Genomic DNA, 25,405 nt, shown 5'->3' with positions numbered 1-25,405 from the left:
GGGATTATAACCGCTCGGTTCGGGCCAGCAGCCAGGCGCGTGCCGCCCCCTGGAGCTGTGGCAACAGGCGGTCGCGCACCTGCGCATGGTAGGCATTGAGCCACGCCAGTTCATCGGCGCAGAGCAGGTCGCGCGCAATGCAACGCGTGTCGATGGGGCACAGGGTAACGGTTTCGAAAGCCAGGAACGCCCCGAATTCGCCTGGCTCGGATGCCACGGCCAGCACGAGATTTTCGATGCGGATGCCCCAGCGACCGTCGCGATACAGCCCTGGCTCGTTTGAGGTGAGCATGCCGGCCTGCATCCCCTGGTGCGCGCGCGCGTGGGCGCGCACCGAGATCGCCTGCGGGCCTTCATGGACGTTGAGAAAATACCCCACGCCATGCCCGGTCCCGTGGCCATAATCGAGGCCATGGCGCCACAACGGCATGCGGGCCACCGCATCGAGCACGGCCGCAGGCGTATCGACCGGGAACACGCAACGGGCCAGCGCGATGTGGGCCTGCAGCACGCGGGTGTAGTCTGTGCACTGCGCCGGCGTGGGCTGCCCCACCGGCACCACCCGGGTGATGTCGGTGGTGCCGCCCAGATATTGTCCACCGGAGTCGATCAGCAGCAGGCCCTGCCCTTCGATGCGCGCATGGGAGGCCTCGGTGGCCCGGTAGTGTGGCATGGCACCGTTGGCATTGAAACCCGCAATGGTTGCAAAACTGGGGCTGACGAAATCCGGGCGACGGCTGCGGGCCGCCGTGATGCGCGTATCGACGTCGAGCTCGGTGATGGACTCGCCCGCCGCCAGGGCGGCTTCGAACCACGCAAAGAACTCGCAGAGCGCCACCCCATCCTGCACCATGGTGTGGCGGATCTGCTCGGCCTCGGCCGCATTCTTGACCGCCTTGAACCGCTGGCTGGGGTTGAGTGCCTCGACCCGCCGCAAGGCCTGCGCGGCCATCAGCGTACCCTCGGTGACGCGCGCCGGATCGACCAGCAGGGATTCGCCTGGCGCAATGGCCGAGAGGTCCTGCGCCAGGGCATCGTAAGGGCGCAGCGCCACCCTGTCGGCGGCCAGACGTGCGGCCAGTTCGGGGCCGACCTTGCCGGGCGCCACATAGAGCCGGGTCTCATCGGGCCCGACCAACACGTGCGCCATGAACACCGGGTTGTACTCGACATCGGCGCCGCGCAAGTTCAACAGCCAGGCGACGTCGTCGAGCGTGGAAATCAAGTGCCACCGGGCGCCCGCTGCGCGCATGGCGTCGCGGACCGCCGCGAGATTGTCGCCCCGAGTCCGGCAGGCGTGCGGCGGCCGGTGCTCGTAGACCGGGGCCTGGGGCAACGCCGGGCGCGCAGGCCACAAGGAAGCGACTGGATCCTGATCCAGCACCAGGACCATGCCACACGCCTGCAGCCCGGCCTGCCACCGCACCGCGGCGGCGTGGTCCAGCACCCGGCCATCGATCGCCAGGCGGTCTCCCGCCTGCAGATGACCCTGCGCCCAAGCCAGGGGATCCGGCACATCCGGCGCGCCGGCGCGCATGAGCGTGATACCGGAGCCCTGCAGCTGCCGCTCGGCCTGCACCCAGTACCGGCTGTCGGTCCAGAGACCGGCGAACTGAGCGGTGACCAGCAGGCTGCCGGCCGAGCCATCGAAGCCCGACAGCCACGCCCGCGCCGCCCAATGATCCGGGAGGTACTCGGACAGGTGTGGATCGGACGTGGGAATCAGGCACGCCTGCAGTGCCGCTGCGTGCAAATACGCACGCAGGGCCTGGAGACGGGCGCCAGGCGCGTCTGGCATGAGGGTTCCAGTCACTGGACGAGGGGGTCAGGCAACCGCAGAGACATCCAGCTTGGCCGACGTCTTGGCCTGGATTTCGTCGACCGTGACGCCGGGCGCCAGTTCGGTGAGGCGCAAGCCATCGTCCGTGACCTCCATGACCCCCAGATCGGTGATGATCAGATCGACCACCCCCACCCCAGTGAGCGGCAAGGTACATTCGGACAGCAGTTTGTGGCTTTCCGAGCCATCTTTCTTGTTGACGGCCACGTGCTCCATGAGCACCACGACCCTGCCGACCCCGGCGACCAGGTCCATGGCGCCGCCCATGCCCTTGATCATTTTGCCCGGAATCATCCAGTTGGCCAGGTCACCTTTTTCGGACACCTGCATGGCCCCCAGGATGGCCAGGTTGATCTTGCCGCCGCGAATCATGCCGAAGGAATCGGCCGAGGCAAAAATGGATGAACCCGGCAGCGTGGTGACGGTCTGCTTGCCGGCATTGATGAGATCGGCATCGACCTCGTCTTCGGTGGGGAAGGGGCCGATGCCCAACAACCCGTTTTCGGACTGCAGCCAGACCTCCATGCCGTCGGGCACGTAGTTGGCCACCTTGGTGGGCAAGCCGATGCCCAGGTTGACGTAGAAGCCGTCCTGCAGCTCCCGGGCTGCCCGTGCAGCCATTTGTTCACGATCCCATGCCATGGTGAAGAACCTCCTTACTTGCTGCGAATGGTGCGTTGCTCTATACGCTTTTCGGGATGCGCATTGAGCACGATACGGTGCACGAAAATGCCGGGCAGATGGATGTCGTCGGGGTCGAGCGCACCCACCGGTACGACTTCCTCGACTTCGGCGATGGTGATGCGCCCGGCCATGGCGACGTTGGGATTGAAGTTGCGCGCCGTACGGCGAAATATCAGGTTGCCGCTGCGATCCGCCTTCTGGGCCTTGACCAACGAGACGTCAGGCACGATGGAGCGCTCGAGCAGATAGGTCTTGCCGTCGAATTCGTGGGTTTCCTTGCCCTCGGCCACCACGGTACCCACCCCGGTGGCCGTGTAGAACGCCGGAATGCCGCAGCCCCCCGCACGCAGCTTTTCGGCCAGCGTGCCCTGGGGCGTGAATTCGAGCTCGAGCTCGCCCGCCAGATACTGGCGCTCGAACTCTTTGTTTTCACCCACGTACGAGGCGATCATTTTCTTGATCTGGCGCGTGGCCAGCAGCAGGCCCAGGCCGAAGTCGTCTACACCGGCGTTGTTGCTCACGCAGGTGAGATTCTGCACGCCCGAATCGCGCAAGGCCGCAATCAGGGCTTCGGGGATGCCGCACAGGCCAAACCCGCCCACGGCGATCATCTGGTTGTCGGCCACCACGCCACGCAATGCGTCGGCGGCACTCGAATACACTTTATCCATACGTTTTCCCTTCGAGATGAAGATACATCGACCCTGGCATGCTGCCTGCGGACATCATGCCACGAAACACTGCTGCAGGGCGGCGCGATCCGCGTCCGACCAGGGTATCGGGTGGCCGGCGTCATCGGCGTTGACGACCACGCTCTCGCCCCGCGCATACAGGATATCCGGGTCGTCCGCCCGTGCGATCCAGCTCTGCAACCGGAGGCTGCTGCGGCCGATACGCAGGCATTTCATGCCCACCGTGATACAGGCAGGATACATCAGCGGTTCAAGAAAATCACATGAGACATGCGCCAGAACGGCAAAACCCTCTTGTGAGGTATTGCGGCCCAGGCTCTCGAAAAGCCGTACGCGGGACTCTTCGAAATAACGGAAATACATCGCATTGTTGACGTGGCGCATGGAGTCCAGGTCGCCCCAGCGCACGTCCATGGTGATTTCGAATGCCTTGTCGTACGGCGCGTGATCAGCGTTTGATGTCGTCATCTGCCACCTTTGTGTTCGCCCGGGCCCGAACCGCCCGCAAAACTGAAGTATAACGATGTGCAATACAATGGATTGCACACTGCAGGGGCGACCCTGCCCCATGAGCCATAGGAGCCTTGCACTCATGACCGAACGCGAATCGATGGAATATGACGTCGTCATCGTCGGTGGCGGGCCGGCCGGCCTGTCGGCGGCCATCCGTCTCAAGCAGCTGGCCACCGAGCGTGACCAGGAAATCAGCGTCTGCGTACTCGAAAAAGCGTCCGAGATCGGCGCCCATATTCTCTCGGGTTGCGTGATGGACCCGCAGGGGCTGACCGAACTGTTGCCCGATTGGCAGGCCCGGGGCGCGCCCCTGAACCTGCCGGTATCCGAAGACCGTTTTCTGTTCCTGAGCGAAACCGGGGCGCGTTCCACACCGGCCTGGCTGATGCCGGACTGCTTCAAGAACCACGGCAACTATGTGGTGCGCCTGGGGCACGTGACGGCCTGGCTGGGCGAACAGGCCGAAGCCCTGGGGGTGGACGTCTTTCCCGGCTTTGCCGCGGCCCAGATCCTGTATGCCGAAAACGGCGCGGTGCGCGGCGTGCTCACGGGCGACATGGGCGTTGCCCGCGACGGCAGCCATACCGCCGCCTATCAGCCGGGCATGGAACTCCTCGCCCGCTACACCATCTTTGCCGAAGGCTCGCGCGGTCACCTGGGGCGCCAGCTGATCGAGCGCTTCCGCCTCGATGCAGGCCGCGACCCGCAAAGCTACGCCATCGGCATCAAAGAACTCTGGGAAGTGCCCGCCGAAAAATCCCGCCCCGGGCTGGTCATGCACACCGCCGGCTGGCCCCTCGACTCCGACACCTATGGCGGTTCGTTCCTGTACCACCTGAACGACAACCTAGTCGCGGTCGGCCTGGTGGTCGGGCTCGATTACGCCAACCCGTGGCTGTCGCCATTCGACGAATTCCAGCGCTACAAGACCCACCCCGCCATACGCCCCACGTTCGAAGGCGGCAAGCGCGTGCAGTATGGCGCCCGCTCGCTCACGGCGGGCGGGCTGCTGTCCATTCCCAAGCTGTGCTTCCCGGGCGGCGTGCTGGTCGGCTGTGAAGCCGGCATGCTCAACGCATCGCGCATCAAGGGCAGCCACTCGGCCATCAAATCGGGGGCGCTGGCCGCCGAAGCCGCCTTCGATGCCCTGGTGGCCGGCCGCAGCCACGATGAACTCACCGCGTACCCGGCGGCGTTCGAGGCCTCCTGGCTGCGCGCCGAACTCAACAAATCGCGCAACTTCAAGCAGTGGTTCAAGAAAGGGCGTACCGTGGGCACGCTCATGACCGGCATCGAGCAATGGCTGCTCAAGGGCCGCATCCCCTGGACACTGCACCGCCACAAGCCGGATCACGCCTGCCTGCAGCCCGCGGCGCAATGTGCGCGCATCGATTATCCCAAACCCGATGGCGTGCTTACCTTCGATCGGCTCAGTTCGGTCTACCTGTCGAACACGCACCACGAAGAAGACGAGCCCGTGCACCTGACGCTCAAGGACGACACGGTACCGGTGCGGATCAACCTGGCCAAATATGGCGGCCCCGAAGCCCGCTTCTGCCCCGCCGGCGTCTACGAATTCGTCAAGACCGAAACCGGCGAAGACCGCCTGCAGATCAACGCGCAGAACTGCGTCCACTGCAAGACCTGCGACATCAAGGACCCCACCCAGAATATCGTCTGGGTCACCCCGCAGGGGGGCGAAGGCCCGGTCTACAACGGCATGTAGCCACCACACGCCACCGGCGCGCGCCGCCCGCCGCCTGGGCAGGGGCGCACCGCGCGGGTGGCCGCGTCGTCAGCACGCCTGGGCCAGCTGCTCGAGAATGCCCGGGTTTTCCAGCGTAGAGACGTCTTGCGTGATGGGCTCGCCCTTGGCCACCACGCGCAGCAGGCGGCGCATGATCTTGCCCGAGCGCGTCTTGGGCAGGTTTTCGCCGAAGCGGATCTCGCGGGGCTTGGCAATCGGGCCGATTTCCCGGGCGACCCAGTCGCGCAGCTGCTGGGCCATGTCCGCTGCCTGGTCGCCCTGCGGCAACGGCCCATTGAGCACCACGAAGGCGACAATGGCCTCGCCCGTGGTCTCGTCGGGCCGGCCCACGACGGCCGCCTCGGCGACCATCTCGTGGGCGACGAGCGCGGACTCGACCTCCATGGTGCCCAGGCGGTGCCCTGACACGTTGAGCACGTCATCGATGCGCCCCATGATCCAGAAGTAGCCGTCCTTGTCGCGCTGGGCGCCGTCTCCGGCCAGATACCAGCCTTTCATTTCGGGCGGGAAATACGTTTTCTTGAAACGTTCCGGATCCCCCCAGACCGTGCGGATCATGGCGGGCCAGGGCTTGCGTATGACCAGGAACCCCCCCTTGCCCCGCTCGACCTCCTGGCCGGTTTCGTCGACCACCGCGGCATCGATGCCCGGCAAGGGCAGCGTGCAGGAACCCGGCTTGAGCGGTGTGACACCTGGCAGCGGCGTGATCATGTGCGCACCGGTTTCCGTCTGCCACCAGGTGTCGATGACCGGGCAGCGCCCGGCCCCGACGTTGTTGTAATACCAGACCCAGGCTTCGGGATTGATGGGCTCGCCCACCGAGCCGATGATGCGCAGAGAGCTCAGGTCGAAGGATCTGGGATGTACGGCCGGATCGGCCTCCGACAGCTTGATGAGCGAGCGGATGGCCGTGGGCGCCGTGTAGAACACGGAAACCTTGTGGGCCTGGATCATCTTCCAGAATCGGGCCGCATCCGGATAGGTGGGCACCCCCTCGAACACGACCTGCGTGACGCCGGCGGCCAGCGGACCGTAGGTGACGTACGAATGCCCAGTGACCCAGCCGACGTCGGCGGTGCACCAGAAGACATCGTCGGGCTTGGCATCGAACGTCCATTTCATGGTCATGAGCGACCAGAGCAAGTAGCCGGCGCTGGAGTGCTGCACCCCTTTGGGCTTGCCCGTGGACCCGGAGGTGTACAAAATGAACAGCGGATGGTCGGCCTCGACGGTGACCGGGGGGCACTGGTCGGACTGGCCCTGGATGACGTCGTGCCACCAGAGGTCGCGATCGGCATGCCAGCCGATGTCAGAGCCCGCCCGCCGGTAGGTGATGACCTTGCGCACCGCCTCGCAGCCCCCCATGGCCAGGGCTTCATCCACCGCATTTTTGAGTGCGATGGTGCGGCCGCCCCGAATCTGGGCATCCGCGGTGATTACCAGGGTCGCGCCCACGTCGACCACCCGTTCGTGAATGCTTTTCGATGAAAAACCGCCAAACACGACCGAATGGATCACCCCCAGGCGCGCGCAGGCCTGCATGGCCACGACCGCTTCGATGGACATGGGCATGTAGATCACGGCACGATCGCCCTTTGCGTAGCCCAGCGCCTTGATGGCATTGGCCAGCCGCGATACGCGAACCAGCAGTTCCTTGTAGGTGACCCGCGAGACCTGCCCGTCGTCGGCCTCGAAGATGAGCGCCGTGTGATTTTCGACCGGCGTACCCATGTGCCGGTCGAGGCAGTTGGCCGAGATATTGAGTTCGCCGTCTGGGAAAAAACGGTAGAACGGCGCATTGGATGCATCGATCACCTGATTGAACGGCGTGTCCCAAACCAGGTTTTCGCGACCCAGCCGCGCCCAGAATGCTTCTGGATCACGATCGGCCTCGTCGCACAAGGCCTTGTAGCCCCGCATGCCAGACACATTGGCCTGGGACATCAGGTCGGCCGGAGGCGAAAAAACCCGATTTTCCACTAATATCGACTCAATCTCCGTGGTCATGACTCGCTCCTTTGAATGTGATGTGTGGTGTTCAAGCACGCTTGGCGTCCGTATGCCTAACGTACTGCATGTTTCTTACTCGACCCTGACAGCGGGTTCGGACCCTCGGCTTAGACGGCTTAGAGCACCCCACGAATCTGTTCGAGCGACGACGGATCCTCGATGGCGGTGAGATCCCCCGGGTCGCGGCCCTCGCACAGGGCCACGATGGCCCGCCGCAGCACCTTGCCCGAACGCGTCTTGGGCAGGCTGTTGACGAACAGGATGCGCGACGGCCGGGCCACGGCCCCGTTGCGCTGCTCGATCACCGCCTTGATTTCGGCCTCGAGGCGCGCGCGGCTATCGGGCTGATCCAGCAGGGCCGCGTCCCGCAAGACGGCAAAGCCCATGGCCTGCTGACCCTTGACCGAATCCGCCACCCCGACCACCGCCGATTCGGCCACCGCCGGATGCGTATTGACCGATTCTTCGATCTCGCGCGTGCCCAGGCGATGCCCGGCGACATTGATCACGTCATCGGTGCGCCCGAGTATGAACCAATAGCCGTCTTCATCCACGCGCCCCCAGTCGGATGTGGAGTAGGTCAGGCGCCCCGGAAACGATTCGAAATACGTCTTCACGAAGCGCTCGTCATCGCGCCAGATCGTGGTCATCGCCCCGGGCGGCAGGGGGGGTTCGATGGCGACCACCCCCTTCTCGTTGGGGCCGCAGGCGAGCCCGGTGGTTTCGTTGACCACGCGCACGTCGAAGCCATAAACCGGGACAGTGGGGCTGCCATACCGGGTCGGGACTTCTTCTACCCCGGGTTGCGCAGAGAGGATCGGCCAGCCGGTTTCGGTTTGCCAGTAGTTGTCGATCACCGGCTTGCCCAGCGCTTCGGATAGCCACTGACCAGTGAGTTCGTCGAGCGGCTCGCCCGCCAGGTAGATGCGATCGAGGCTGGAGAGATCGTGGCGCTTGAGCAGTGCAGGGTCGTGTTTTTTCAGTACCCGGATGGCGGTCGGCGCCGAAAACAGCGCATTGACGCGGTAGGTCTCGACGATGCGCCACAGAATCGCGGCATCCGGCCGTATCGGCGTGCCTTCATACATGACGGTTGCCTGGCCGTTGAGCAAAGGCCCGTACACCACGTAGGAGTGCCCCACCACCCAGCCGATGTCGCTGCTCGAAAAATAGACGTCGCCCGGCTTGCCGCCGAAGATGTACTCCATCGAGGCGCACAGGGCCACGGCGTGGCCCCCCACGTCGCGCTGCACCCCTTTGGGGTTGCCGGTGGTGCCCGACGTGTACAGAATGTAGCTGGGCTCATTGGACTCGAGCCACACCACCGGCACCTGGACATCCAGGTGGCGCGCGCGCAGGGTCGCGTAATCCAGGTCGCGACCCGCCTGCAGCGACATGGGCACCAGCCCCCGATCCACCAGCACCACGTGCGCCGGCTGGTGCGTCGACTGGCTCAGGGCCTGATCCAGCAGCGGTTTGTAGGCGATCGGCCGGCCCCCCCGCGAGCCGGCGTCGGTGGAGATCACGACCTTGGGTTGCGCATCATCGATACGCTGCCCGAGGTTGTACGCCGCAAAGCCGCCGAACACGACGGAGTGAATGGCCCCCAACCGGGCGCACGCCAGCATGAAAAAAGCGGCCTGGGGGATCATGGGCAGGTAGATCAGCACCCGGTCTCCCTGAACCACCCCCAGGCTCTGCAGGATGGCGGCCGCCGCCTGAACTTCGCGGGCCAGTTCGGCCCGTGTGTAGACGATTTCCTGATCGATTTCCGTGGACACCCAGATGAGCGCGGGCTGGTCTCCCTGGGTGTCCAGCCAGCGATCGACCGCGTTGTAGCACAGGTTGGTGCGCCCCCCGACAAACCAGCGCGCAAACGGCGGACGTGAGTCATCGAGTACTTTGGACCAGGGGGTTTCCCAGTGGATGCGCCGGGCTTCGCGGGCCCAGAAACCTTCGCGATCCTGAATGGATTGGCGATGAAACTCTCGGATCTTCTGCATTGATGTCTCCATGGTCGAGTGGGCCAGATGCTGCCCCCTGATGCTACACCTACGACAGGCCGCATGGGCAGACTTTACTCGATCGCCACGATCTTCTACACTCGCACGGATACGCCGCCCCACCCGCTTTCCCATCATGCCGCCGCCCCATCGACCTGCACACGCCCTTCCCTTGCCATTGGTTGGCCATTGGCCAATGCGCGCACTGGTGGGCGCCACACTGGTCCTGCTGGCGGGCTGCGCCACGCAAACGCAGCAAACGGCCCGCACCGATTCCATCGACGATCTCCTCGATAGCCCGCGCTCCACGCTCGTGGCGCGCTCCGACCCCCTTGGCGCCTGGCTGGAAACCGATCCGCCGCTCGGCATCGAGCGCATGGATGCCGCCAGGGGCCAGCCAGGCCTCACGCCAGCGCCACACACCATGGCGGGCACGGCACTCAAGTTCCTCGGGGTCAAATACCGCTACGGGGGCAATGGGCCGAACAAGGGGTTCGACTGCAGTGGGCTGGTCGCCTATGCAGCCGAAAAATCACTGGGCCTCAAGCTGCCCCGAATAGCCAGCCAGCAGGCCCGGCTGGGCACGTCCGTCAAGCGCGACGAGCTGCGGCGCGGCGATCTGGTGTTCTTCAATACGCTGGGGCGCCGGTTTTCGCACGTGGGCATTTACCTGGGCGACCAGAAATTCGTGCATGCGCCCCGCAGTGGCGCAGAGATCCGCGTCGAGAGCATGGATATGGCGTACTGGCGCAAACGCTATAACGGCGCACGCCGCCTGCAAGCCAGCTCGGCGCAAGCCGGCTCGGCCACGGCCAGCCGCTAGCGGGGCGCCACCGGCTGGCCGATCGCCTCTGCCACCACCGGGCGCGTCAGTTCGGGGGCCAGCATCTCGAGCAGCACATAGACAAAGTCTCGCAGAAAGGCGTTGCGCCGTATGGCCACGCTGGTCGTGTGCGTGCCGAACAAATGGCCGGCGGGCAGGCCCACCAACGTCTTATCGCGGCGCGGATCGAATGCCACCCCGGCGATGATGCCAATGCCCAGACCAATGTCGGCATAGGTCTTGACCACATCGGCATCGATGGCCTCGAGCACGATGTCGGGGCTGATCCCGGCCTGCTCGAAGGCCTGGTCAATGGCCCTGCGCCCCGAGAAGGCGCGGTCGTAGGTGACGATGGGATACCGGGCGAGGTGCTCGAGCGACAGCTGCCGTGCAGCGCTGGATGTCAGGCTGGTGAGCGGGTGGTCCGGGGGTACGACCAGGGTGTGCTCCCAGGTATACACCGGCAGCGCCACCAGGCCCGCCGTCTGCGCCAGTGTCTCGGTGGCAATGGCCAGGTCGGCCTGGTCCTGCAACACCAGCCGGGCCAGGTGCTCTGGATTACCCTCGGCCAGGGACACGTGCACTTTGGGAAAGCGAGCCCTGAAAGCCGGTATCACACGCGGCAGCAGGTATCGGGCCTGTGTATGGGTGCAGGCGATGACCAGCGCCCCTTCGTCGTGGCGGGCGAACTCATCGCTGACTTTCTTCAGGTTGTCGACTTCGCGCATGATGCGGTCGATGACCCCCCAGACGGCCACGCCGGGCTTGGTCAGCCCCTTGAGGCGCTTGCCATGGCGCTCGAAGATCTTCACGCCCAGTTCTTCCTCGAACTCGATGATGGCCTTGGACACCCCTGGCTGTGATGTATACAACGCCCGCGCGGCCTCGGTGAGATTGAAATTGCGCCGGATGGTCTCGCGCACGAAACGAAATTGCTGCAGATTCATCGAGGGCGTGAACTTCCATGAGAAAGGAATATAGGACAGGCCCAATATTACATCAGGAAATGACAGCAGTGGGGCGGCCCGCCTGATGCACGGCCGCCCCGCAGACGCATGGCTGCACCGCATGCGGTGCAGCCTGTGATTACTTCATGGCGATGGTGGTGTTGACTTCACGCGGGTGCGCGGCCCAGCGGGCCGTGATGGTCTTGGTTTGGGTCCAGAAATAAATCGACTGGCGACCATTGGGGCCCAGGTCGCCCAGCTTGGACGCCCGCGAGCCCGTGAAGCTGAACCAGGCGACCGGGACCGGAATGGGAATGTTGATACCCACCTGGCCGACGTCGACATGGTTCTGGAAATACCGGGCATGGCCGCCGTCTTGCGTGAAGATGGACGTGCCGTTGCCATTGGGGTTGGCATTGATGAATTCGACTGCCTCTTCGAGCGTATCGACCAGCACCACGGACAGCACCGGGCCGAAGATCTCTTCGTTGTAGATAGTCATGCCGTGCTTCACCTTGCTGAAGATGGTGGGCCCGACAAAATTGCCTTTTTCGTAGCCTGGCACCGTGATGCCGCGGCCGTCGAGCAGGAGCTCGGCCCCTTCATCGACCCCTTTCTGGATGAGCCCTTCGATACGCGCCTTGGCGGACGGCGAGATGATCGGCCCCAGATCGGCGGAACGGTCCGTACCGATATTCACCTTGAGCTTGCGGGCCCGCTCGACGAAGTCGGGCAGCCATTTTTGGGCTTCGCCCACCAGCACCAGGACCGAAATCGCCATGCAGCGCTCGCCCGCGGCGCCAAAGGCGGCGCCGAGCATGGAGTTGAGCGCGGCTTCGCGATCGGCGTCGGGCATGACCACGCTGTGATTCTTGGCGCCCATCATGGCCTGGCACCGCTTGCCGGCGTTGGACGAGCGGCGGTAGATCTCGGTGCCCACCCGGGTGGAACCGATGAAGGAAACCGCCTTGATGTCGGGATGATCGCACAGGGCATTGGCGACGTCCGGGCCGCCATGCACGACATTGAGCACCCCGGGCGGCAGGCCGGCCTGCAGGGCGAGCTCGGCCACCATCATGGACGCGCTGGGGTCTTGCTCGGACGGTTTGTAGACGAAGGTATTGCCCATGGTGACGGCGATCGGGAACATCCAGCACGGCAGCATGACCGGGAAATTGAAGGCGGTGATGCCCGCGCACACGCCCAGCGGCTGCAGTACGCTGTAGACGTCGATGCCGGTGGCGGCGTTCTCGGCGTAGTCGCCCAGCTGCAGGGTGTTGGCCGAGACCGCGTGCTCGACCCCTTCGAGGCCACGCGCTACTTCGCCTTCGGCATCGGGCAGGGTCTTGCCATGTTCGCGCGACAGGACTTCGGCGATTTTGGTGGTGTTCTCGCGCAGCAGTTGGGCCAGATCGGTCATGATCTGACGGCGCTTGGCCTGGCTGACCATGCGCCACGTGGCAAAGGCCTCGCGCGAGTTGGCCACGGCACGCTCGACTTCTTCGGGAGTGGCGAACGGCACCCGGGCAACCACCTCTTGGGTGGCGGGGTTGATGACATCACGCCATTGCGTGGTTTGGGATTGGACCAGCTCACCGCCGATCAGCAGTGGGACGCGTGGGATGTCGCTCATGGTGTTCTCCTGAAATAAAGTGTCTGCGTCAAGCAGTCCAGTTTAGTTGTGTAAAAAACATATTGCCATCAAAATATTTGCACATTCATTGACAATCAATGCACAAAGGTCCACCGATGATCCACGACTGGGATGCCATACGGTACTTCATCGAGGTGGCCCGCACCCAGCGGGCCAGCGCGGCCGCCCAGCGGTTGGGCGTACAGCACAGCACGGTGACCCGCCGTATTCGCCTCCTGGAGCAGGCGCTGGGCGTGACCTTGTTTGAAAAATCCCGCGCCAGCGGCTTTACCCTGACCGAAGACGGCCAGCGCCTGCTGGCCTATGCCGAACCGGTGGAAAGCGCCCTGCTGGCCGCACAAGAGACCCTGAGCGGCGCCGCGCAGAGCTTGTCGGGCCACGTACGCATCGGCTCGACCGAAGGCTTCGGCAGTATCATTCTGACACCGCTGCTGGTAGATTTCCAGCGCAGGCACCCGGACATGACGCTGGACATCCTGCCGGTACCCCGTTTCATCAGCCTGTCGAAACGCGAGGCCGACATCGCCATCGCCCTGGAACGCCCCCAGCGCGGCCCCTATCTGTGCACCAAGCTGACCGACTATACCCTGAAGCTGTATGCCAGCCGGGACTACCTGGCCCGCCATGCCGCCATCCGGCAGCATGGCGACCTGGGCCGCCATACCTTCATTGGCTATGTCGACGAACTGCTGTTCAGCGACCGCCTGCGCTATCTCGACGATCTCGTGCAGGCCTCGCGGGTGACCTTCCGCAGCACCAGCATCCTGGCCCAGTATCACGCCAGCCTGGGCGGCCAGGGCCTGGCCATTTTGCCTTGTTTTCTGGCTGCGCAGGACCCACGCCTGCAGCCCGTACTGGAGGACGAGATCCACATCTCGCGCAGCTTCTGGATGTACTGCCACGAAGACCTGCGTCACACGCGCAGGGTCATGGCCTTGTGGAACCACCTGAAGCAGGCGGTGAGCCTGAACCACAGCCTGCTGCTGGGATACTCGGGCACCTTGCTCATGCCGGCGCCGGCGCGCGAGGCCGGCGCAGCCGCGTGCGCCACCACAACAGGCCCATCCCCAGGGCCAGAAATACCCCGTGCACCAACCACAGGCCAATGCTGAACGGCAAGACGCCATCATCGATCCAGCTGCGCGACAGATTGATCAGATTCATGTACAGCAAGGCCAGCAGCCCGGCCAGCAGCAGGTCGCCCGAACGCCCCAGACGCGGGTTGACTGCCCCCAGCGGCAGCGCGATCAACGCCAGATTGAGGGCCGCCAGAGGCAGCGACAGCCGCCACATCAGCTGGGACAGGGATTCGCTGTCGGCCTGGCGGATCAGATCGGCTGTTGGCCGGGCCTTGATCTGCTGCAGGGCTTTCTGCCGGGCGGCCTCGAGGGTGGCCGGATCGCTGCGGCTTTCGATGCGCACGCCGTAGCGCTCGAAATCGAGCAGGCGCATTTCGGAGGAGCCCTCTTTGAAGTCATAACGATGCCCGGGGCCCAACACCAGGAAGCGATCCCCGTTGTCTTCGGCCCGGATTGCCGCGCTGTCGGCCACCACCACGCTCAACCATTCGGGATCGGCCACCCGCGCGACGATGCGCCCGAGCTCGTCATCGGGGCGCTCGGGCGGTTCGGCAAAAAAGACCCGACGCCCTTCGTCGGTTTCTATGAATTGGCCCGAGGCCACGCGCGACAGGTCCGAGCGCTGCTCGAAACGCTGGCGATACTCGGCGATCTGGCCGTAGGCCCACGGCGAGGCAGACAGGGTCAGCGCCGCCACCACCAGCGCCACCGGCACGGCGAACCACATGATGGGCTGCAGCCACTGCCGCAGCGACAGGCCGCTGGCAAACCAGACGGCCATCTCAGACTCCCGGTAGCTGCGCGTGACCGTGGTGAGTACGGCGACGAACAGCGACACGGACAGGATCACCGGCAGCGCGGTAATGCTGGAGAAGGCCGCCAGGCCCAGCACGACATTGGCCCCGATGTCGCCATTGGCCGCTTCGCCCAGCAGGCGCACAATGAGAACGCTGAGCCAGACCACCAACAGGGTTGAAAAGACGATCCCCCCGTGGCTGACGATTTCGGATACGACGGCACGCTTGAACAAGGACATGGAAAATGCGGAATAATGAACCGTATCGTGATGAACCGTATCGGAATCTTGTCTTCACCCGGAACACAGAGGAAAACTGATGAAATTTAGCACAAGCAGCACCACCACCCTGCATACTGTCAAGACCCAGGCTCTGGCGGTCGGCGTATTCAAGGGGGGGCAGCTGAGCCCGGACGCCCAGGCACTCGACCAGGCCACCCAGGGCACCCTGGGGCACATCGTGCAGGCCGAGTTCAAGGCAGCCGCGGGCGAGAGCCTGGTCATCCATGCCCCTGCCGGGGTGGCGGCGGAACGCATCATTTTACTCGGTCTGGGCGAGGCGGACACGCTCGAAGCGGCCACCGTCCGCCAAGCCCACGAAGTCTTTGCGGGCCTGTGCGTGCGGGCCGGGCTGTCTCACGCCGTCTCTACCCTGTGCACCCTGCCCTGCGTCGATGCCGGCTTCGCCGACTGCGTGCGCGCGGCGGCCCAGGCCGTGTCGGCCGCCTGCTACCAGTACGACGCCACATTCAGCGAGCCCAAACCGGCGGTCCAGCTGCAGCAGTTCATCGTGCATGGCCCGCGCAGCCAGGCAGGGGCCGCGCGCACGGCCCTGGCCCAGGGGGCGGCGGTCGGGGCCGGGGTCAATCTCGCGCGCCAGCTGGGCGACTTGCCGCCCAACATCTGCACGCCCACTTACCTGGGCGAGACGGCGCGCCAGCTGGCCCGGCAGTTCAAAACCCTGAAGGCCGAGGTCCTCGACCAGAAAAAAATCGAAGCCCTCAAGATGGGCTCGTTCCTGTCGGTGGCGCGCGGTTCGGCCGAACCCCCTGCCTTCATCGTCCTGCGGCACACCCCCAGTCAACCCAGCGCCGCGGCCCCCATCGTCCTGGTGGGCAAGGGCGTCACCTTCGATGCCGGGGGCATATCCATCAAGCCGGCGGCCGCCATGGACGAAATGAAATTCGACATGTGCGGGGCCGCCAGCGTGCTGGGTACGCTGCGCGCGGTCGCCGAGCTCGACCTGCCGCGCGAAGTCATCGGCCTCATTCCCAGTTGCGAAAACCTGCCCAGCGGTACGGCCAACAAGCCAGGCGACATCGTCACCAGCCTGTCGGGGCAAACGATCGAAATCCTCAATACGGATGCCGAAGGGCGGTTGATCCTCTGCGACGCCCTGACCTACGCCGAGCGCTTCAAGCCCGCCGCTGTCATTGATATCGCCACCCTGACGGGGGCCTGCGTGATTGCGCTGGGCCACGTCAACAGCGGCCTGTTCTCGACGGACGATACCCTGGCCGAGCACCTGCTGGCCGCCGGCCGCCAGGCCCTCGACCCTGCCTGGCGCCTGCCCCTGGGCGCCGAATACCAGAAGCAGCTCAAGTCCAACTTTGCCGACATGGCCAACATCGGCGGGCGGGCCGCCGGATCCGTCACCGCGGCCTGCTTCCTGTCGCGCTTCACCAAAGCGTTCACCTGGGCCCATCTCGACATCGCCGGCACGGCCTGGCTCGAAGGCAAGCAAAAAGAGGCGACGGGCCGGCCGGTCCCCCTGCTGGTGCAATACCTGCTGGGGCAGTCCGGCGCATGAGCCGCGTAGACTTCGCCCACGGCGCGCACCACCGCCTGCACATGGCCTGCCATACCACGGCGCGCCACGTGCAGGCCGGGCATCGTGTCGCAGTCTGGTGCACCGATGCCCGCCGGCTACAGCGCTATGACGCGTTGCTGTGGTCCTTCGAGCCGGCCAGTTTCATCCCGCACGTGCGCGCCCACGACCCACTGCTTGCGCACGCGCCGGTGATCCTCGTCGACCAGCCCGCCGATCTGGCCAGCCTGGCATCCTGCGGCTGGCTGCTCAACCTGGATCTGCACTGCCCGCCCCATGCGGGGCAGTTTGCCCGCATTCTCGAAATCGTCTCCGAACACCCGGACGACCGGCAGGCCGCACGCGCGCGCTGGCAGCAATACCGCCAGCAGGGCCATGAACTGCGCAGCCACGCGCTGGCCGCCCGGCCCCATTGAAACTTTCCGCGACAACTCCAGTCAAAATAATCAACTCCATACGTGGACTTGCACATTCAGCTTGTTGTAAGATTCACATATCTGTCTGCCCAGTCGCGTTGACTGGGCCTTTATCAGGAAACCGCTATGTCCGACTTCCGTCAAACTCTACCAGGTACCGGCACGTCATCCGCCACGCAGGTGGCCCGCAACCGCGTGCTGCGCAACACCTACTGGTTGTTGGCCCTGTCGCTCATTCCCACGGTGCTCGGGGCGGCCATCGGCCTGTCCTCCGGCATGAACCAGCTCATGAGCGAAAGCCCGGGCACCAGCGCACTGGTCTTTCTGATCGGCGCCTTCGGGCTCATGTTCCTGGTCGAGCGCAACAAGAACAGCTCGCTGGGGGTCGCCCTGCTGCTGGGCTTCACCTTTTTCATGGGTCTCATGCTGTCGCGCATGCTGGGCTTCGTGCTGGGCATGGGCAATGGCGCCCAGCTGATCATGCTGGCGTTCGGGGGTACCGCAGCCGTGTTCGGCACCATGGCCGCCGTGGCCACCACCACCAAGCGGGATTTCTCCCACTGGCAGAAGTTCCTGTTCGTGGGCGTGGTGCTGCTGATCGTGGCCATGCTCGCCAACATCTTCTTGCAGATCGCGGCTCTGACCCTCACGCTGTCGGTCCTGGCCATCGGCATTTTCTCGGCCTTTCTGCTGGTCGACCTGCAGCGCGTCGTGCGCGGGGGCGAAACCAACTACATCTCGGCCACCCTCGCGGTGTATCTCGATCTCTACAACATTTTCGTCAATCTGCTGATGCTCCTGGGCATCTTCGGCGGCAGCCGCGATTGATGCTTTTCAGTAGTGCTGCAATTCCAGCAGCACCCGCCGCGTACGCAAGGGCGCCTCGAGCAATGGCTCGAGGCGTTCTCGCAATTGCCGGCGCACCATGGCGGCAGCGCGCGAATCCGTGAAATCCGGCATGGGGCCCTCGACCCCATAGCCCGCCTGCTCGAGCAGTACCCATTCGAAACGGCGCAAGGCCGCCGGATGCGCAGCCGCTGGAGCCAACGGCTGCGCCAGGGCATCGAGCGCACCGGCATAGGCATCGTACACCAGCGGATAGGCGTCATCGCGCGGCAGCAGCCGCAGGATGAGCTCGTTCAAGTACCAGGCCGACATCAGGGCGCGACCGTCCAGCAGGCGCACCGGGCCGGATTCGGCCCGGGTCAGCGTGCGGACCTCGGCGCTGCCGGACCACGATAGCCACAGCGGCTGAAAACATACCAGAACCGGCCGCAGTGCCGAATAGGGCCGCTTGGCCCCCTTGGCCACCAGCGCCAGCCGGCCGTGGTCGCGCGTGAAGGCCTGTATGATCAGCGACGTCTCGCGCCACGCGCTGGCATGCAGCACGTGAGCCGAAGCGTCGTAGATGCGCGGGCCGCGCCCTTTAGTCATAACCCAGTTCGCGCAGGGTCGATTCGCGTGCCGACCAGCCCTTGCGGACCTTGATGTGGACATCCAGGAACACGGGTTTTTCGAGCAGGCGCACGATGTCCTGGCGGGCTTCGGTCGCAATGCGCTTCATGTGCTGCCCGCCGGCCCCCAACAGGATCGGCCGGTGGCTTTCACGTTCGACCACCACGCAGGCCGACACCCGCACCCCGGTTTCATTTTCTTCCCACTGCTCGATAATGACCGTGCAGCCGTAGGGGAGCTCATCGCCCACCAGGCGAAAAATCTTCTCGCGAATCAGCTCGGCCACCAGAAAGCGCACTGGCCGATCGGTCAGGGCGTCGGCCTCGAACAAGTGCTCGGCCAACGGCAGGTGCACCGCAATTTCATCGAGCAGCGGCTCGAGCTGGATCGCGCGCAATGCGCTGACCGGCACGACAGCAGCATAGGGATAGGCCTGCATGCGTTTTTCGACATAAGGGAACAGTGCGTTCCTGTCTTTCAGGGCATCGACTTTGTTCACGGCCAGAATCACCGGCCGACCGGCAGGCAACAGGGGTAAAAGCGCCGCGTCGCCCGCCGACCATTTGCCCGCTTCCACCACGTGCACCACGACGTCGACCTCTGCCAATGCCTGTGTGACCACGCGGTTCATCATGCGGTTCATCGCACCGCCGTGACGGGTCTGGAACCCCGGGGTATCCACGAAAATGAACTGATCCGCGCCCCGCGTCAGCACCCCGTTGATCCGATGCCGGGTGGTCTGTGCCTTGCGCGATACGATGGACAGCTTGGCGCCCACCAGCGCATTGCCCAGGGTGGACTTGCCCACGTTGGGCCGCCCGACCAGGGCAACGAAACCACAGCGAAACGGTACGGTGTCAGTCATGAGAAGAAGGCGGATGAGAATTGGACGCTGCGGTTTTCTTGCGCCGCCCCGATGCCCCGCGCAAAAGCCCGCGCGTGCGCAGCTCGGCCAGCGCCAGGGCGGCCGCGGCCTGCTCGGCGCTGCGCCGGCTGTGCCCCGATGCCTGCTTGTGCACACCCAGCGATTCTACACGGCACGCCACTTCAAACACCTGATCATGCGCAGCGCCGTGGGTTGTGAGCACATCGTAGACCGGCAAGGGGTGGCCGCTGCCCTGCACCAGTTCCTGCAGCTGGGTCTTGGCATCCTTGCCGGCATCGCGCAGGTCGACCTGCGACAGGATGGGCCGGTACAGGTGCTCGATCGTGTGGGCCGCCGCCGGATAGCCCCCATCGAGATAAATCGCCCCCAGGATGGCTTCGAGCGCATCGGCCAGGATCGACGGACGCCTGAAGCCGCCGCTCTTGAGCTCGCCCTCGCCCAGGCGCAGATGGTCCGGCAACCCCAGCGACAGCGCGATCCCGGCCAAGCTGGCTTCTTTGACCAGATTCGCGCGCACCCGCGACAAGGCCCCTTCGTCCATGCGCGCGTGCTCGGCAAACAGCAGCGTGGAGACAACGAAGTTGAGAACCGAATCGCCCAGGAATTCGAGCCGTTCATTGTGGGGCCGGCCGTGGCTGCGGTGGGTCAGCGCCTGAACCAGCAGTGCCGGCTCATGGAACTGGTAATCCAGAGCGTCTTGCAGGCGCCGCAGGGTGGCCATCAGTGGAACCTGCCGATGCGGCTGGGCGCACCGAAGTTCATCCAGATGAAGAACGCCCGGCCCACCAGATTGCGGTCTGGCACGAACCCCCAGTAGCGGCTGTCGAGGCTGTTGTCGCGGTTATCGCCCATGACGAAGTAATGCCCTGGCGGCACCGTGCAACGCACCCCCCCCGCCTGGTACGAGCAGTCGGAAAAATCCGGGAAGCGCGTGATCGGCATGAGGCCCTGAGGGGCCTGGGGGTTGAGCAGGATGCGGTGCGACACCGTACCGAGCTGCTCGAGATACTGGGCCACATAGTTGGCACGGTCTGGCTCGTAGTAGTCGCCATCCCGGGTGCGTGGTACGGGCGAACCGTTGAGATACAGCTGCTTGTGACGGTACTCGACCACGTCGCCCGGCAGGCCCACCACCCGCTTGATGTAATCCACCGCCGGGTCGACCGGATAGCGGAACACGACGACGTCGCCGCGCTGCGGCGAGCCCAGGTCGATGATCTTGCGGTTGAGCACCGGCAGGCGAATGCCGTATTCATACTTGTTGACCAGGATCAGGTCGCCGTTTTCGAGTGTGGGCAGCATGGAACCCGACGGGATGCGAAACGGCTCGACCACGAATGAGCGCAGCACGAAGACGAACAGGATCACCGGAAAGAAGCTGATGGCGTATTCGACCCACCAGGGCGCCTTGCCCACGCGCTCGCGCACCTGCCTGCATTCGGCCTCGAGTGCGGCGGGCTCCAGGCCCGCCGCATTGTTGCGGCACGCCTGCGCGGCGGCCTCGGCCCGCTGCTGTCTTCGGGCCCGCAGCACCAGCCGGTCGAGCAGCCACACGGCGCCCGTGACCAGCAAGGCCACGAACAGCAGCAGAGCGAAGTCCCAGTTCATTTGTCGTCGACCTGCAAAACGGCCAGAAAGGCCTCTTGGGGGATTTCCACGTTGCCCACCTGTTTCATGCGTTTCTTGCCCGCCTTTTGTTTTTCGAGCAGTTTCTTCTTGCGCGAGATGTCGCCCCCGTAACACTTGGCCAGCACGTTCTTGCGCAGGGCCTTGACGTTTTCACGGGCCACCACTTCGGCGCCGATGGCCGCCTGGATGGCGATGTCGAACATCTGCCGGGGAATCAGGCCGCGCATGCGGGTGACCACTTCGCGGCCACGCGGGCGCGCATTGGCCCGATGCACGATCATGGACAACGCATCGACCCGTTCGCCGTTGATGAGCAGATCGACGCGCACGACATCGGCGACGCGATATTCTTTGAATTCGTAATCCATGGATGCGTACCCACGCGATACCGACTTGAGGCGATCGAAGAAATCGAGCACGATCTCGGCCAGCGGGATCTCGTAGGCAAGGTGCACCTGCCGCCCATGGTAGCTGAGATTCAGCTGCACGCCGCGGCGATTGTTGCACAGAGACATCACCGGCCCCACGTATTCCTGCGGCATGAACAGGGTGACGGTCATGATGGGCTCGCGGATCTCGACGATGTGCCCCAGTTCGGGCATGCGGGCCGGGCTGTCGACCATCACCACCGAACCGTCGCGCACCAGGACTTCGTAGACCACCGACGGCGCGGTGGTGATGATGTCCATGTCGAACTCGCGCTCGAGGCGCTCTTGCACGATGTCCATGTGCAGCAGGCCCAGAAAGCCGCAACGAAAGCCAAAGCCCAGGGCCTGGGAGACTTCGGGCTCGAACAGCAGCGAGGCGTCGTTGAGCTTGAGCTTTTCGAGTGAATCGCGCAGCTGGTCATACGCGCTGGACTCGACCGGATACACGCCGGCGAAGACCTGGGGCTTGACCTCTTTGAAGCCCGGCAGGGCCTGCGCAGCCGGCTTGGCCGCCAGGGTGATCGTGTCGCCCACCTTGGCGTGCTCGAGCTCTTTGATCCCGGCGATCACAAAGCCCACCTGCCCTGCGGACAGCTGCTCCCGGGGCTCGGATTTGGGCGTGAACACACCCAGCTGTTCGCACAGATGCGTGGCGCCGGTGGCCATCAGCAGGATTTTGTCGCGGGGGCGCAGAACCCCGTTGACGATGCGCACCAGCATCACCACGCCCACGTAATTGTCGAACCAGGAATCGATGATCAGCGCCTGCAGGGCGCCCCCGGGATCCCCTTGCGGTGCCGGGATGCGCTGCACGATGGCTTCGAGGATGTCGTCGATCCCCTGCCCCGTCTTGGCGCTGGCCCGGATGGCACCCGAGGCGTCCAGGCCGATGACGTCTTCGATTTCGGACGCCGCCGCCTCGGGGTCGGCCGACGGGAGATCCATTTTGTTGATCACCGGCACCACCTCGACCCCGAGATCGATGGCGGTGTAACAATTTGCGACAGTCTGGGCTTCGACCCCCTGCGTCGAATCGACCACCAGCAAGGCGCCCTCGCAGGCGGACAGCGAGCGGCTGACCTCGTAGGAGAAGTCGACGTGGCCTGGGGTGTCGATGAGGTTCAGGTGGTAGCGCCGGCCGTCGGCAGCCTGATACTGCAGCGCGGCCGTCTGCGCCTTGATGGTGATGCCGCGCTCGCGCTCGATGTCCATCGAATCGAGCACCTGCGAAGACATCTCGCGATCTTGCAGACCCCCGCAACGCTGGATCAGGCGATCGGCCAGGGTGGACTTGCCGTGGTCGATGTGCGCAATGATGGAAAAATTGCGGATGTGGTCCATACGTGACTCAAAAAAGAAAAAAGAGAAGGGAACGCCGCGGGCGCCCCCTTCTCGTTCGTCTTACATTTTAGCCGTTTTGGTCGCAGGATCGTACCGGACTCATTCGGGCTTGACGATCACCCACTGGGATTGCTGGTCGCGGCTGACCAGAACCACGACCGGGCGCGATTCATCGAGCTTGCCCACGACCTCGGCATATTGCTTGGGGCTGCGGATGTCGGTGTCGTTGATGCGCAGGATGATATCCCCCGGCTCGATGCCGGATTCGGCCGCCGCCCCTTCGGACACGTCTACCAGCACACCCGGCGCATCGCCGTCGGGCACCGGCTGCACGCGCAGGCCCAGGCGGTCTACCGTGCTGTCCGTCGTGGGGCCTTCGTCCTGGCTGAACCGGCTGGACTGCTCTTCGGTGAGTTCACCCACCTTGACCTTGAGCTCGACCACCTTGCCCTTGCGCCAGACCTTGAGCGAGGTCTTGGTGTCGGGCTGCGTGGCCCCCACCAGGCGCGGCAAATCGGCCATGTGATCGATATCGTGACCGTGGAAGTTCAGGATCACGTCGCCGGCATGCACGCCGGCCTTGGCCGCAGGCCCATCGGGGTCCACACTGCTGACCATGGCCCCTTTCGCCTTGTCCAGGCCCAGCGCCTTGGCCACGTCATCCGCGACCTCGGTGATCTGCACGCCGATACGGCCACGGGTCACCTTGCCATGCGCCTTGAGCTGATCGACCACGCGCAAGGCCTCGTCGATGGGAATGGCCAGTGAAATCCCCATGAAGCCGCCGCTGCGCGAGACGATCTGCGAATTGATGCCCACGACCTGGCCCTCCAGGTTGATCAGCGGCCCGCCCGAATTGCCCGGATTGACCGCGACGTCGGTCTGGATGAACGGCAGGTAGTCGCCGGTATCCCGGTTGATGGCGCTGATGATGCCGGCCGTGACGGTCGAATCCAGGCCAAAGGGCGAGCCGATCGCCAACACCCACTGACCTTTCTTGAGATCATCCGAATCCCCGATAGGCAGGGGTTTCAGGTCGTTTGCATCGATCTTCAGCAAGGCGATGTCGGTGCGCGCATCCGTACCGACCACCTTGGCCTTGTACTCGGTGCCGTCGGTCATGGTGACGAAGATGTCATTGGCGTTGTTGACCACGTGATTGTTGGTCAGGACGTAGCCGTCTTTGGAGATGATGAAGCCCGAGCCGATGCCGCGCGGCACCGTGCGCTCGCGCGGCTGTTGGGGCTGGCCGGGCGCGCGGGGCGTCTGGCCAAAGCCGGGCGGATTGAAGTCGGGGCCGAAGAACCAGCGAAACAGGTCGGAAGGATCGCCCCCCGGACCCCGCGCGCCGCCCCGCACCGGAATGGTTTCCGTGGTCCGGATGTTGACCACCGAGCCTTCGGTTTCGGCGATGATCTGGGTGAAGTCGGGCAGCGCCACTTGCACTGCGTGGTCCTGGGCATGAGCCAGCCCGACGGGCACGCTCAGCGCCAGGGCCAGGCTGGCGGCCGTACCGGCCGCCCATCGGGCCAGTGCGGATGAGCGTGGTTTACCTGAAAAAGACAGAATCATGCGATTCTCCTTGCAATGGAATGATCAACGGGCAGTTCCGGGGGTGTACTGGGCTGCATGAACCACGTCGTGCACCGTTTGCGCCGGTACTTCGCCCATGGCCGTGAGCCAGTATGCCGCCAGGCGCGTGCGGTAGATGTTGATGGCGCCCTGGCGCAAACTGCCTTCCTGGAGGTTTTGATCCCTTTGGGCGTCAAAGGTTTCAATAAAAATGGAAATAGCGGCCAGCCCGTCGGATATGACCAGCTGATTCACCGCCTGCTCGGGGCCCACCTGGTACGTGATCTCGGCCTGGGGCCTGAAGCCGGGCGGCAGCGCAAAGCGCCAGCCCTCGCCCAGCAGGTCGACGCTGCGGCTGTTTTCCTCGCGCACGGCCCAATCCTTGGCATCATACCGGGAGGCCATGTCTGCGGGCCCGACGTCCGGGCTGAGCTTGAGCCGGCTGAAGGCCATCTGGTCGATCAGGTGGCCATGTTCGTCGAACGTCTGCGTCTTGAGCAGCAGGTGATTTTCGAGATCGGTGCACAGCCGGTAGCTGTAGCGCAGGGTGTCGCGCGCCGCCAGTTCGGACACCATGCAATCGCGCCCGGCGACCCGATACGTGCCCAGGGCCGGGCGCCATTCATAATGCTGCGCGATCAGGCCCGGATCCGCCTGCAGCAGCGCCGGAAAATGATCGGGACCCACCGTGCGGCGAATCACCAGGCGCTGGTCCGGGTACAGGCACTGTTCTTTGCGGTTCTCGCGCAGGCATTCGCGCGGCAGGCCATCCAGTGTTTCGAAGCGCTCGCGCTCGCCCGAACCGTCGACCCAGTGCACCAGCAGCGCAGCCTGCAGGCTGCGGCCCTGCTGGTAGACCGTGATGCCCGAATAATCGAGGGTGCGCGCGGCGTTCTGGATCTGGACGAGGGCGCTGTATGGATGATCGGCCGGCAGGGTATCCTGGGCCGCCGCGAGCGGCACCAGGCTGCCGAGCCAAAACAGCATCCCCAGACGACGAACCCAAAAGATACCCAGCATCAGCGACGCCCCATGGGGTCG

The 25,405-nt window shown here is 64.7% G+C and carries 22 protein-coding genes; 6 read left to right on the top strand and 16 right to left on the bottom strand.

What is annotated here, in order from left to right; genetic code table 11:
* Nucleotides 1-4: 4 nt before the first annotated feature.
* The 4 genes from WCZ84_RS02095 to WCZ84_RS02080 are packed head-to-tail and all read right to left on the bottom strand — an operon-like array spanning nucleotide 5 to nucleotide 3,684.
* Complete coding sequence (locus WCZ84_RS02095; RefSeq protein ID WP_372684601.1) at nucleotides 5-1,798, bottom strand: M24 family metallopeptidase; 1,794 nt, start codon at nucleotides 1,796-1,798, stop codon at nucleotides 5-7.
* 27 nt (nucleotides 1,799-1,825) lie between these two features.
* Nucleotides 1,826-2,482: a CoA transferase subunit B gene (locus WCZ84_RS02090; RefSeq protein WP_372684600.1), complete on the bottom strand. Its 657-nt coding sequence runs from the start codon at nucleotides 2,480-2,482 to the stop codon at nucleotides 1,826-1,828.
* A gap of 14 nt (nucleotides 2,483-2,496) precedes the next feature.
* Nucleotides 2,497-3,195: a CoA transferase subunit A gene (locus tag WCZ84_RS02085; protein ID WP_372684599.1), complete on the bottom strand. Its 699-nt coding sequence runs from the start codon at nucleotides 3,193-3,195 to the stop codon at nucleotides 2,497-2,499.
* 54 nt (nucleotides 3,196-3,249) lie between these two features.
* The gene (locus WCZ84_RS02080; protein WP_372684598.1) at nucleotides 3,250-3,684 is read right to left on the bottom strand and encodes an acyl-CoA thioesterase; all 435 of its coding nucleotides are present in this window, start codon (nucleotides 3,682-3,684) and stop codon (nucleotides 3,250-3,252) included.
* 124 nt (nucleotides 3,685-3,808) lie between these two features.
* On the opposite strand from WCZ84_RS02080, the gene WCZ84_RS02075 reads away from it, so the two are divergent.
* On the top strand, nucleotides 3,809-5,455 hold the full coding sequence (locus WCZ84_RS02075; protein ID WP_372684597.1) for a 4Fe-4S dicluster domain-containing protein: 1,647 nt from the start codon (nucleotides 3,809-3,811) through the stop codon (nucleotides 5,453-5,455).
* Nucleotides 5,456-5,524: 69 nt separating this feature from the next.
* On the opposite strand, the gene acs is transcribed toward WCZ84_RS02075, so the two are convergent.
* Together acs and WCZ84_RS02065 are read right to left on the bottom strand one after the other, a co-directional pair.
* The gene (gene acs / locus WCZ84_RS02070) at nucleotides 5,525-7,504 is read right to left on the bottom strand and encodes an acetate--CoA ligase (protein WP_372684596.1); all 1,980 of its coding nucleotides are present in this window, start codon (nucleotides 7,502-7,504) and stop codon (nucleotides 5,525-5,527) included.
* A gap of 119 nt (nucleotides 7,505-7,623) precedes the next feature.
* On the bottom strand, nucleotides 7,624-9,510 hold the full coding sequence (locus WCZ84_RS02065; RefSeq protein WP_372684595.1) for a propionate--CoA ligase: 1,887 nt from the start codon (nucleotides 9,508-9,510) through the stop codon (nucleotides 7,624-7,626).
* Between the two features lie 196 nt (nucleotides 9,511-9,706).
* Here WCZ84_RS02065 and WCZ84_RS02060 point away from each other — a divergent pair, with 196 nt between their 5' ends.
* Nucleotides 9,707-10,333, top strand: a complete 627-nt coding sequence (locus WCZ84_RS02060; RefSeq protein WP_372684594.1) for a C40 family peptidase — start codon at nucleotides 9,707-9,709, stop codon at nucleotides 10,331-10,333.
* Here the strand turns inward: WCZ84_RS02060 and WCZ84_RS02055 are convergent.
* The gene (locus WCZ84_RS02055) at nucleotides 10,330-11,280 is read right to left on the bottom strand and encodes a CysB family HTH-type transcriptional regulator (protein ID WP_372684593.1); all 951 of its coding nucleotides are present in this window, start codon (nucleotides 11,278-11,280) and stop codon (nucleotides 10,330-10,332) included. The genes WCZ84_RS02060 and WCZ84_RS02055 overlap by 4 nt on opposite strands.
* Nucleotides 11,281-11,419: 139 nt before the next feature.
* Nucleotides 11,420-12,913 (bottom strand): CoA-acylating methylmalonate-semialdehyde dehydrogenase, encoded by a 1,494-nt coding sequence (locus tag WCZ84_RS02050; protein ID WP_372684592.1) that lies wholly within the window; start codon nucleotides 12,911-12,913, stop codon nucleotides 11,420-11,422.
* 116 nt (nucleotides 12,914-13,029) lie between these two features.
* On the opposite strand from WCZ84_RS02050, the gene WCZ84_RS02045 reads away from it, so the two are divergent.
* Entirely contained in the window at nucleotides 13,030-14,046 is a 1,017-nt protein-coding gene (locus WCZ84_RS02045; RefSeq protein WP_372684591.1) for a LysR family transcriptional regulator, read from the top strand.
* Here the strand turns inward: WCZ84_RS02045 and lptF are convergent.
* On the bottom strand, nucleotides 13,940-15,049 hold the full coding sequence (gene lptF, locus WCZ84_RS02040; protein WP_372684590.1) for an LPS export ABC transporter permease LptF: 1,110 nt from the start codon (nucleotides 15,047-15,049) through the stop codon (nucleotides 13,940-13,942). The genes WCZ84_RS02045 and lptF overlap by 107 nt on opposite strands.
* A 79-nt stretch (nucleotides 15,050-15,128) precedes the next feature.
* Between lptF and WCZ84_RS02035 the strand changes: the two genes are divergently transcribed.
* The 3 genes from WCZ84_RS02035 (at nucleotide 15,129) to WCZ84_RS02025 (ending at nucleotide 17,881) form a co-directional block, all read left to right on the top strand.
* Nucleotides 15,129-16,619, top strand: a complete 1,491-nt coding sequence (locus tag WCZ84_RS02035) for a leucyl aminopeptidase (protein WP_372684589.1) — start codon at nucleotides 15,129-15,131, stop codon at nucleotides 16,617-16,619.
* Nucleotides 16,616-17,053, top strand: a complete 438-nt coding sequence (locus WCZ84_RS02030) for a DNA polymerase III subunit chi (protein WP_372684588.1) — start codon at nucleotides 16,616-16,618, stop codon at nucleotides 17,051-17,053. Before WCZ84_RS02035 ends, WCZ84_RS02030 begins: the two co-directional genes overlap by 4 nt.
* A gap of 126 nt (nucleotides 17,054-17,179) precedes the next feature.
* The gene (locus WCZ84_RS02025) at nucleotides 17,180-17,881 is read left to right on the top strand and encodes a Bax inhibitor-1/YccA family protein (RefSeq protein WP_372684587.1); all 702 of its coding nucleotides are present in this window, start codon (nucleotides 17,180-17,182) and stop codon (nucleotides 17,879-17,881) included.
* 6 nt (nucleotides 17,882-17,887) lie between these two features.
* On the opposite strand, the gene recO is transcribed toward WCZ84_RS02025, so the two are convergent.
* The 7 genes from recO to WCZ84_RS01990 all read right to left on the bottom strand — a co-directional run.
* Nucleotides 17,888-18,487 (bottom strand): DNA repair protein RecO, encoded by a 600-nt coding sequence (recO, locus tag WCZ84_RS02020; protein WP_372684586.1) that lies wholly within the window; start codon nucleotides 18,485-18,487, stop codon nucleotides 17,888-17,890.
* Nucleotides 18,480-19,373 (bottom strand): GTPase Era, encoded by an 894-nt coding sequence (era, locus tag WCZ84_RS02015; RefSeq protein ID WP_372684585.1) that lies wholly within the window; start codon nucleotides 19,371-19,373, stop codon nucleotides 18,480-18,482. The genes recO and era overlap by 8 nt, the downstream gene beginning before the upstream one ends.
* The gene (gene rnc / locus WCZ84_RS02010; RefSeq protein WP_372684584.1) at nucleotides 19,366-20,115 is read right to left on the bottom strand and encodes a ribonuclease III; all 750 of its coding nucleotides are present in this window, start codon (nucleotides 20,113-20,115) and stop codon (nucleotides 19,366-19,368) included. Before rnc ends, era begins: the two co-directional genes overlap by 8 nt.
* Complete coding sequence (lepB, locus tag WCZ84_RS02005) at nucleotides 20,115-21,002, bottom strand: signal peptidase I (protein ID WP_372684583.1); 888 nt, start codon at nucleotides 21,000-21,002, stop codon at nucleotides 20,115-20,117. Before lepB ends, rnc begins: the two co-directional genes overlap by 1 nt.
* Nucleotides 20,999-22,792 carry a translation elongation factor 4 gene (gene lepA, locus WCZ84_RS02000; protein ID WP_372684582.1) on the bottom strand — a complete coding sequence of 598 codons (1,794 nt, stop codon included), beginning with the start codon at nucleotides 22,790-22,792 and terminating at the stop codon, nucleotides 20,999-21,001. Before lepA ends, lepB begins: the two co-directional genes overlap by 4 nt.
* 99 nt (nucleotides 22,793-22,891) lie before the next feature.
* Entirely contained in the window at nucleotides 22,892-24,364 is a 1,473-nt protein-coding gene (locus WCZ84_RS01995) for a DegQ family serine endoprotease (protein ID WP_372684581.1), read from the bottom strand.
* Nucleotides 24,365-24,388: 24 nt separating this feature from the next.
* Nucleotides 24,389-25,405, bottom strand: a 1,017-nt coding sequence (locus WCZ84_RS01990; RefSeq protein WP_372684580.1) for a MucB/RseB C-terminal domain-containing protein, incomplete at its 5' end; no start/stop codon positions are given.

The organism is Castellaniella sp. (genome assembly GCF_041675725.1).
Lineage (GTDB): Bacteria > Pseudomonadota > Gammaproteobacteria > Burkholderiales > Burkholderiaceae_B > Castellaniella.
Note: the sequence above shows the minus strand (reverse complement) of the source record. Positions and strands in the feature narration are given on the sequence as shown.

Excerpts from the sequence above, each read along its gene's own strand:
- WCZ84_RS02095 (WP_372684601.1), bottom strand. The coding sequence starts at position 1,798 with ATGCCAGACGCGCCTGGCGCCCGTCTCCAGGCCCTGCGTGCGTATTTG.
- WCZ84_RS02090 (WP_372684600.1), bottom strand. The coding sequence starts at position 2,482 with ATGGCATGGGATCGTGAACAAATGGCTGCACGGGCAGCCCGGGAGCTG.
- WCZ84_RS02085 (WP_372684599.1), bottom strand. The coding sequence starts at position 3,195 with ATGGATAAAGTGTATTCGAGTGCCGCCGACGCATTGCGTGGCGTGGTG.
- WCZ84_RS02080 (WP_372684598.1), bottom strand. The coding sequence starts at position 3,684 with ATGACGACATCAAACGCTGATCACGCGCCGTACGACAAGGCATTCGAA.
- WCZ84_RS02075 (WP_372684597.1), top strand. The coding sequence starts at position 3,809 with ATGACCGAACGCGAATCGATGGAATATGACGTCGTCATCGTCGGTGGC.
- acs (WP_372684596.1), bottom strand. The coding sequence starts at position 7,504 with ATGACCACGGAGATTGAGTCGATATTAGTGGAAAATCGGGTTTTTTCG.
- WCZ84_RS02065 (WP_372684595.1), bottom strand. The coding sequence starts at position 9,510 with ATGCAGAAGATCCGAGAGTTTCATCGCCAATCCATTCAGGATCGCGAA.
- WCZ84_RS02060 (WP_372684594.1), top strand. The coding sequence starts at position 9,707 with ATGCGCGCACTGGTGGGCGCCACACTGGTCCTGCTGGCGGGCTGCGCC.
- WCZ84_RS02055 (WP_372684593.1), bottom strand. The coding sequence starts at position 11,280 with ATGAATCTGCAGCAATTTCGTTTCGTGCGCGAGACCATCCGGCGCAAT.
- WCZ84_RS02050 (WP_372684592.1), bottom strand. The coding sequence starts at position 12,913 with ATGAGCGACATCCCACGCGTCCCACTGCTGATCGGCGGTGAGCTGGTC.
- WCZ84_RS02045 (WP_372684591.1), top strand. The coding sequence starts at position 13,030 with ATGATCCACGACTGGGATGCCATACGGTACTTCATCGAGGTGGCCCGC.
- lptF (WP_372684590.1), bottom strand. The coding sequence starts at position 15,049 with ATGTCCTTGTTCAAGCGTGCCGTCGTATCCGAAATCGTCAGCCACGGG.
- WCZ84_RS02035 (WP_372684589.1), top strand. The coding sequence starts at position 15,129 with ATGAAATTTAGCACAAGCAGCACCACCACCCTGCATACTGTCAAGACC.
- WCZ84_RS02030 (WP_372684588.1), top strand. The coding sequence starts at position 16,616 with ATGAGCCGCGTAGACTTCGCCCACGGCGCGCACCACCGCCTGCACATG.
- WCZ84_RS02025 (WP_372684587.1), top strand. The coding sequence starts at position 17,180 with ATGTCCGACTTCCGTCAAACTCTACCAGGTACCGGCACGTCATCCGCC.
- recO (WP_372684586.1), bottom strand. The coding sequence starts at position 18,487 with ATGACTAAAGGGCGCGGCCCGCGCATCTACGACGCTTCGGCTCACGTG.
- era (WP_372684585.1), bottom strand. The coding sequence starts at position 19,373 with ATGACTGACACCGTACCGTTTCGCTGTGGTTTCGTTGCCCTGGTCGGG.
- rnc (WP_372684584.1), bottom strand. The coding sequence starts at position 20,115 with ATGGCCACCCTGCGGCGCCTGCAAGACGCTCTGGATTACCAGTTCCAT.
- lepB (WP_372684583.1), bottom strand. The coding sequence starts at position 21,002 with ATGAACTGGGACTTCGCTCTGCTGCTGTTCGTGGCCTTGCTGGTCACG.
- lepA (WP_372684582.1), bottom strand. The coding sequence starts at position 22,792 with ATGGACCACATCCGCAATTTTTCCATCATTGCGCACATCGACCACGGC.
- WCZ84_RS01995 (WP_372684581.1), bottom strand. The coding sequence starts at position 24,364 with ATGATTCTGTCTTTTTCAGGTAAACCACGCTCATCCGCACTGGCCCGA.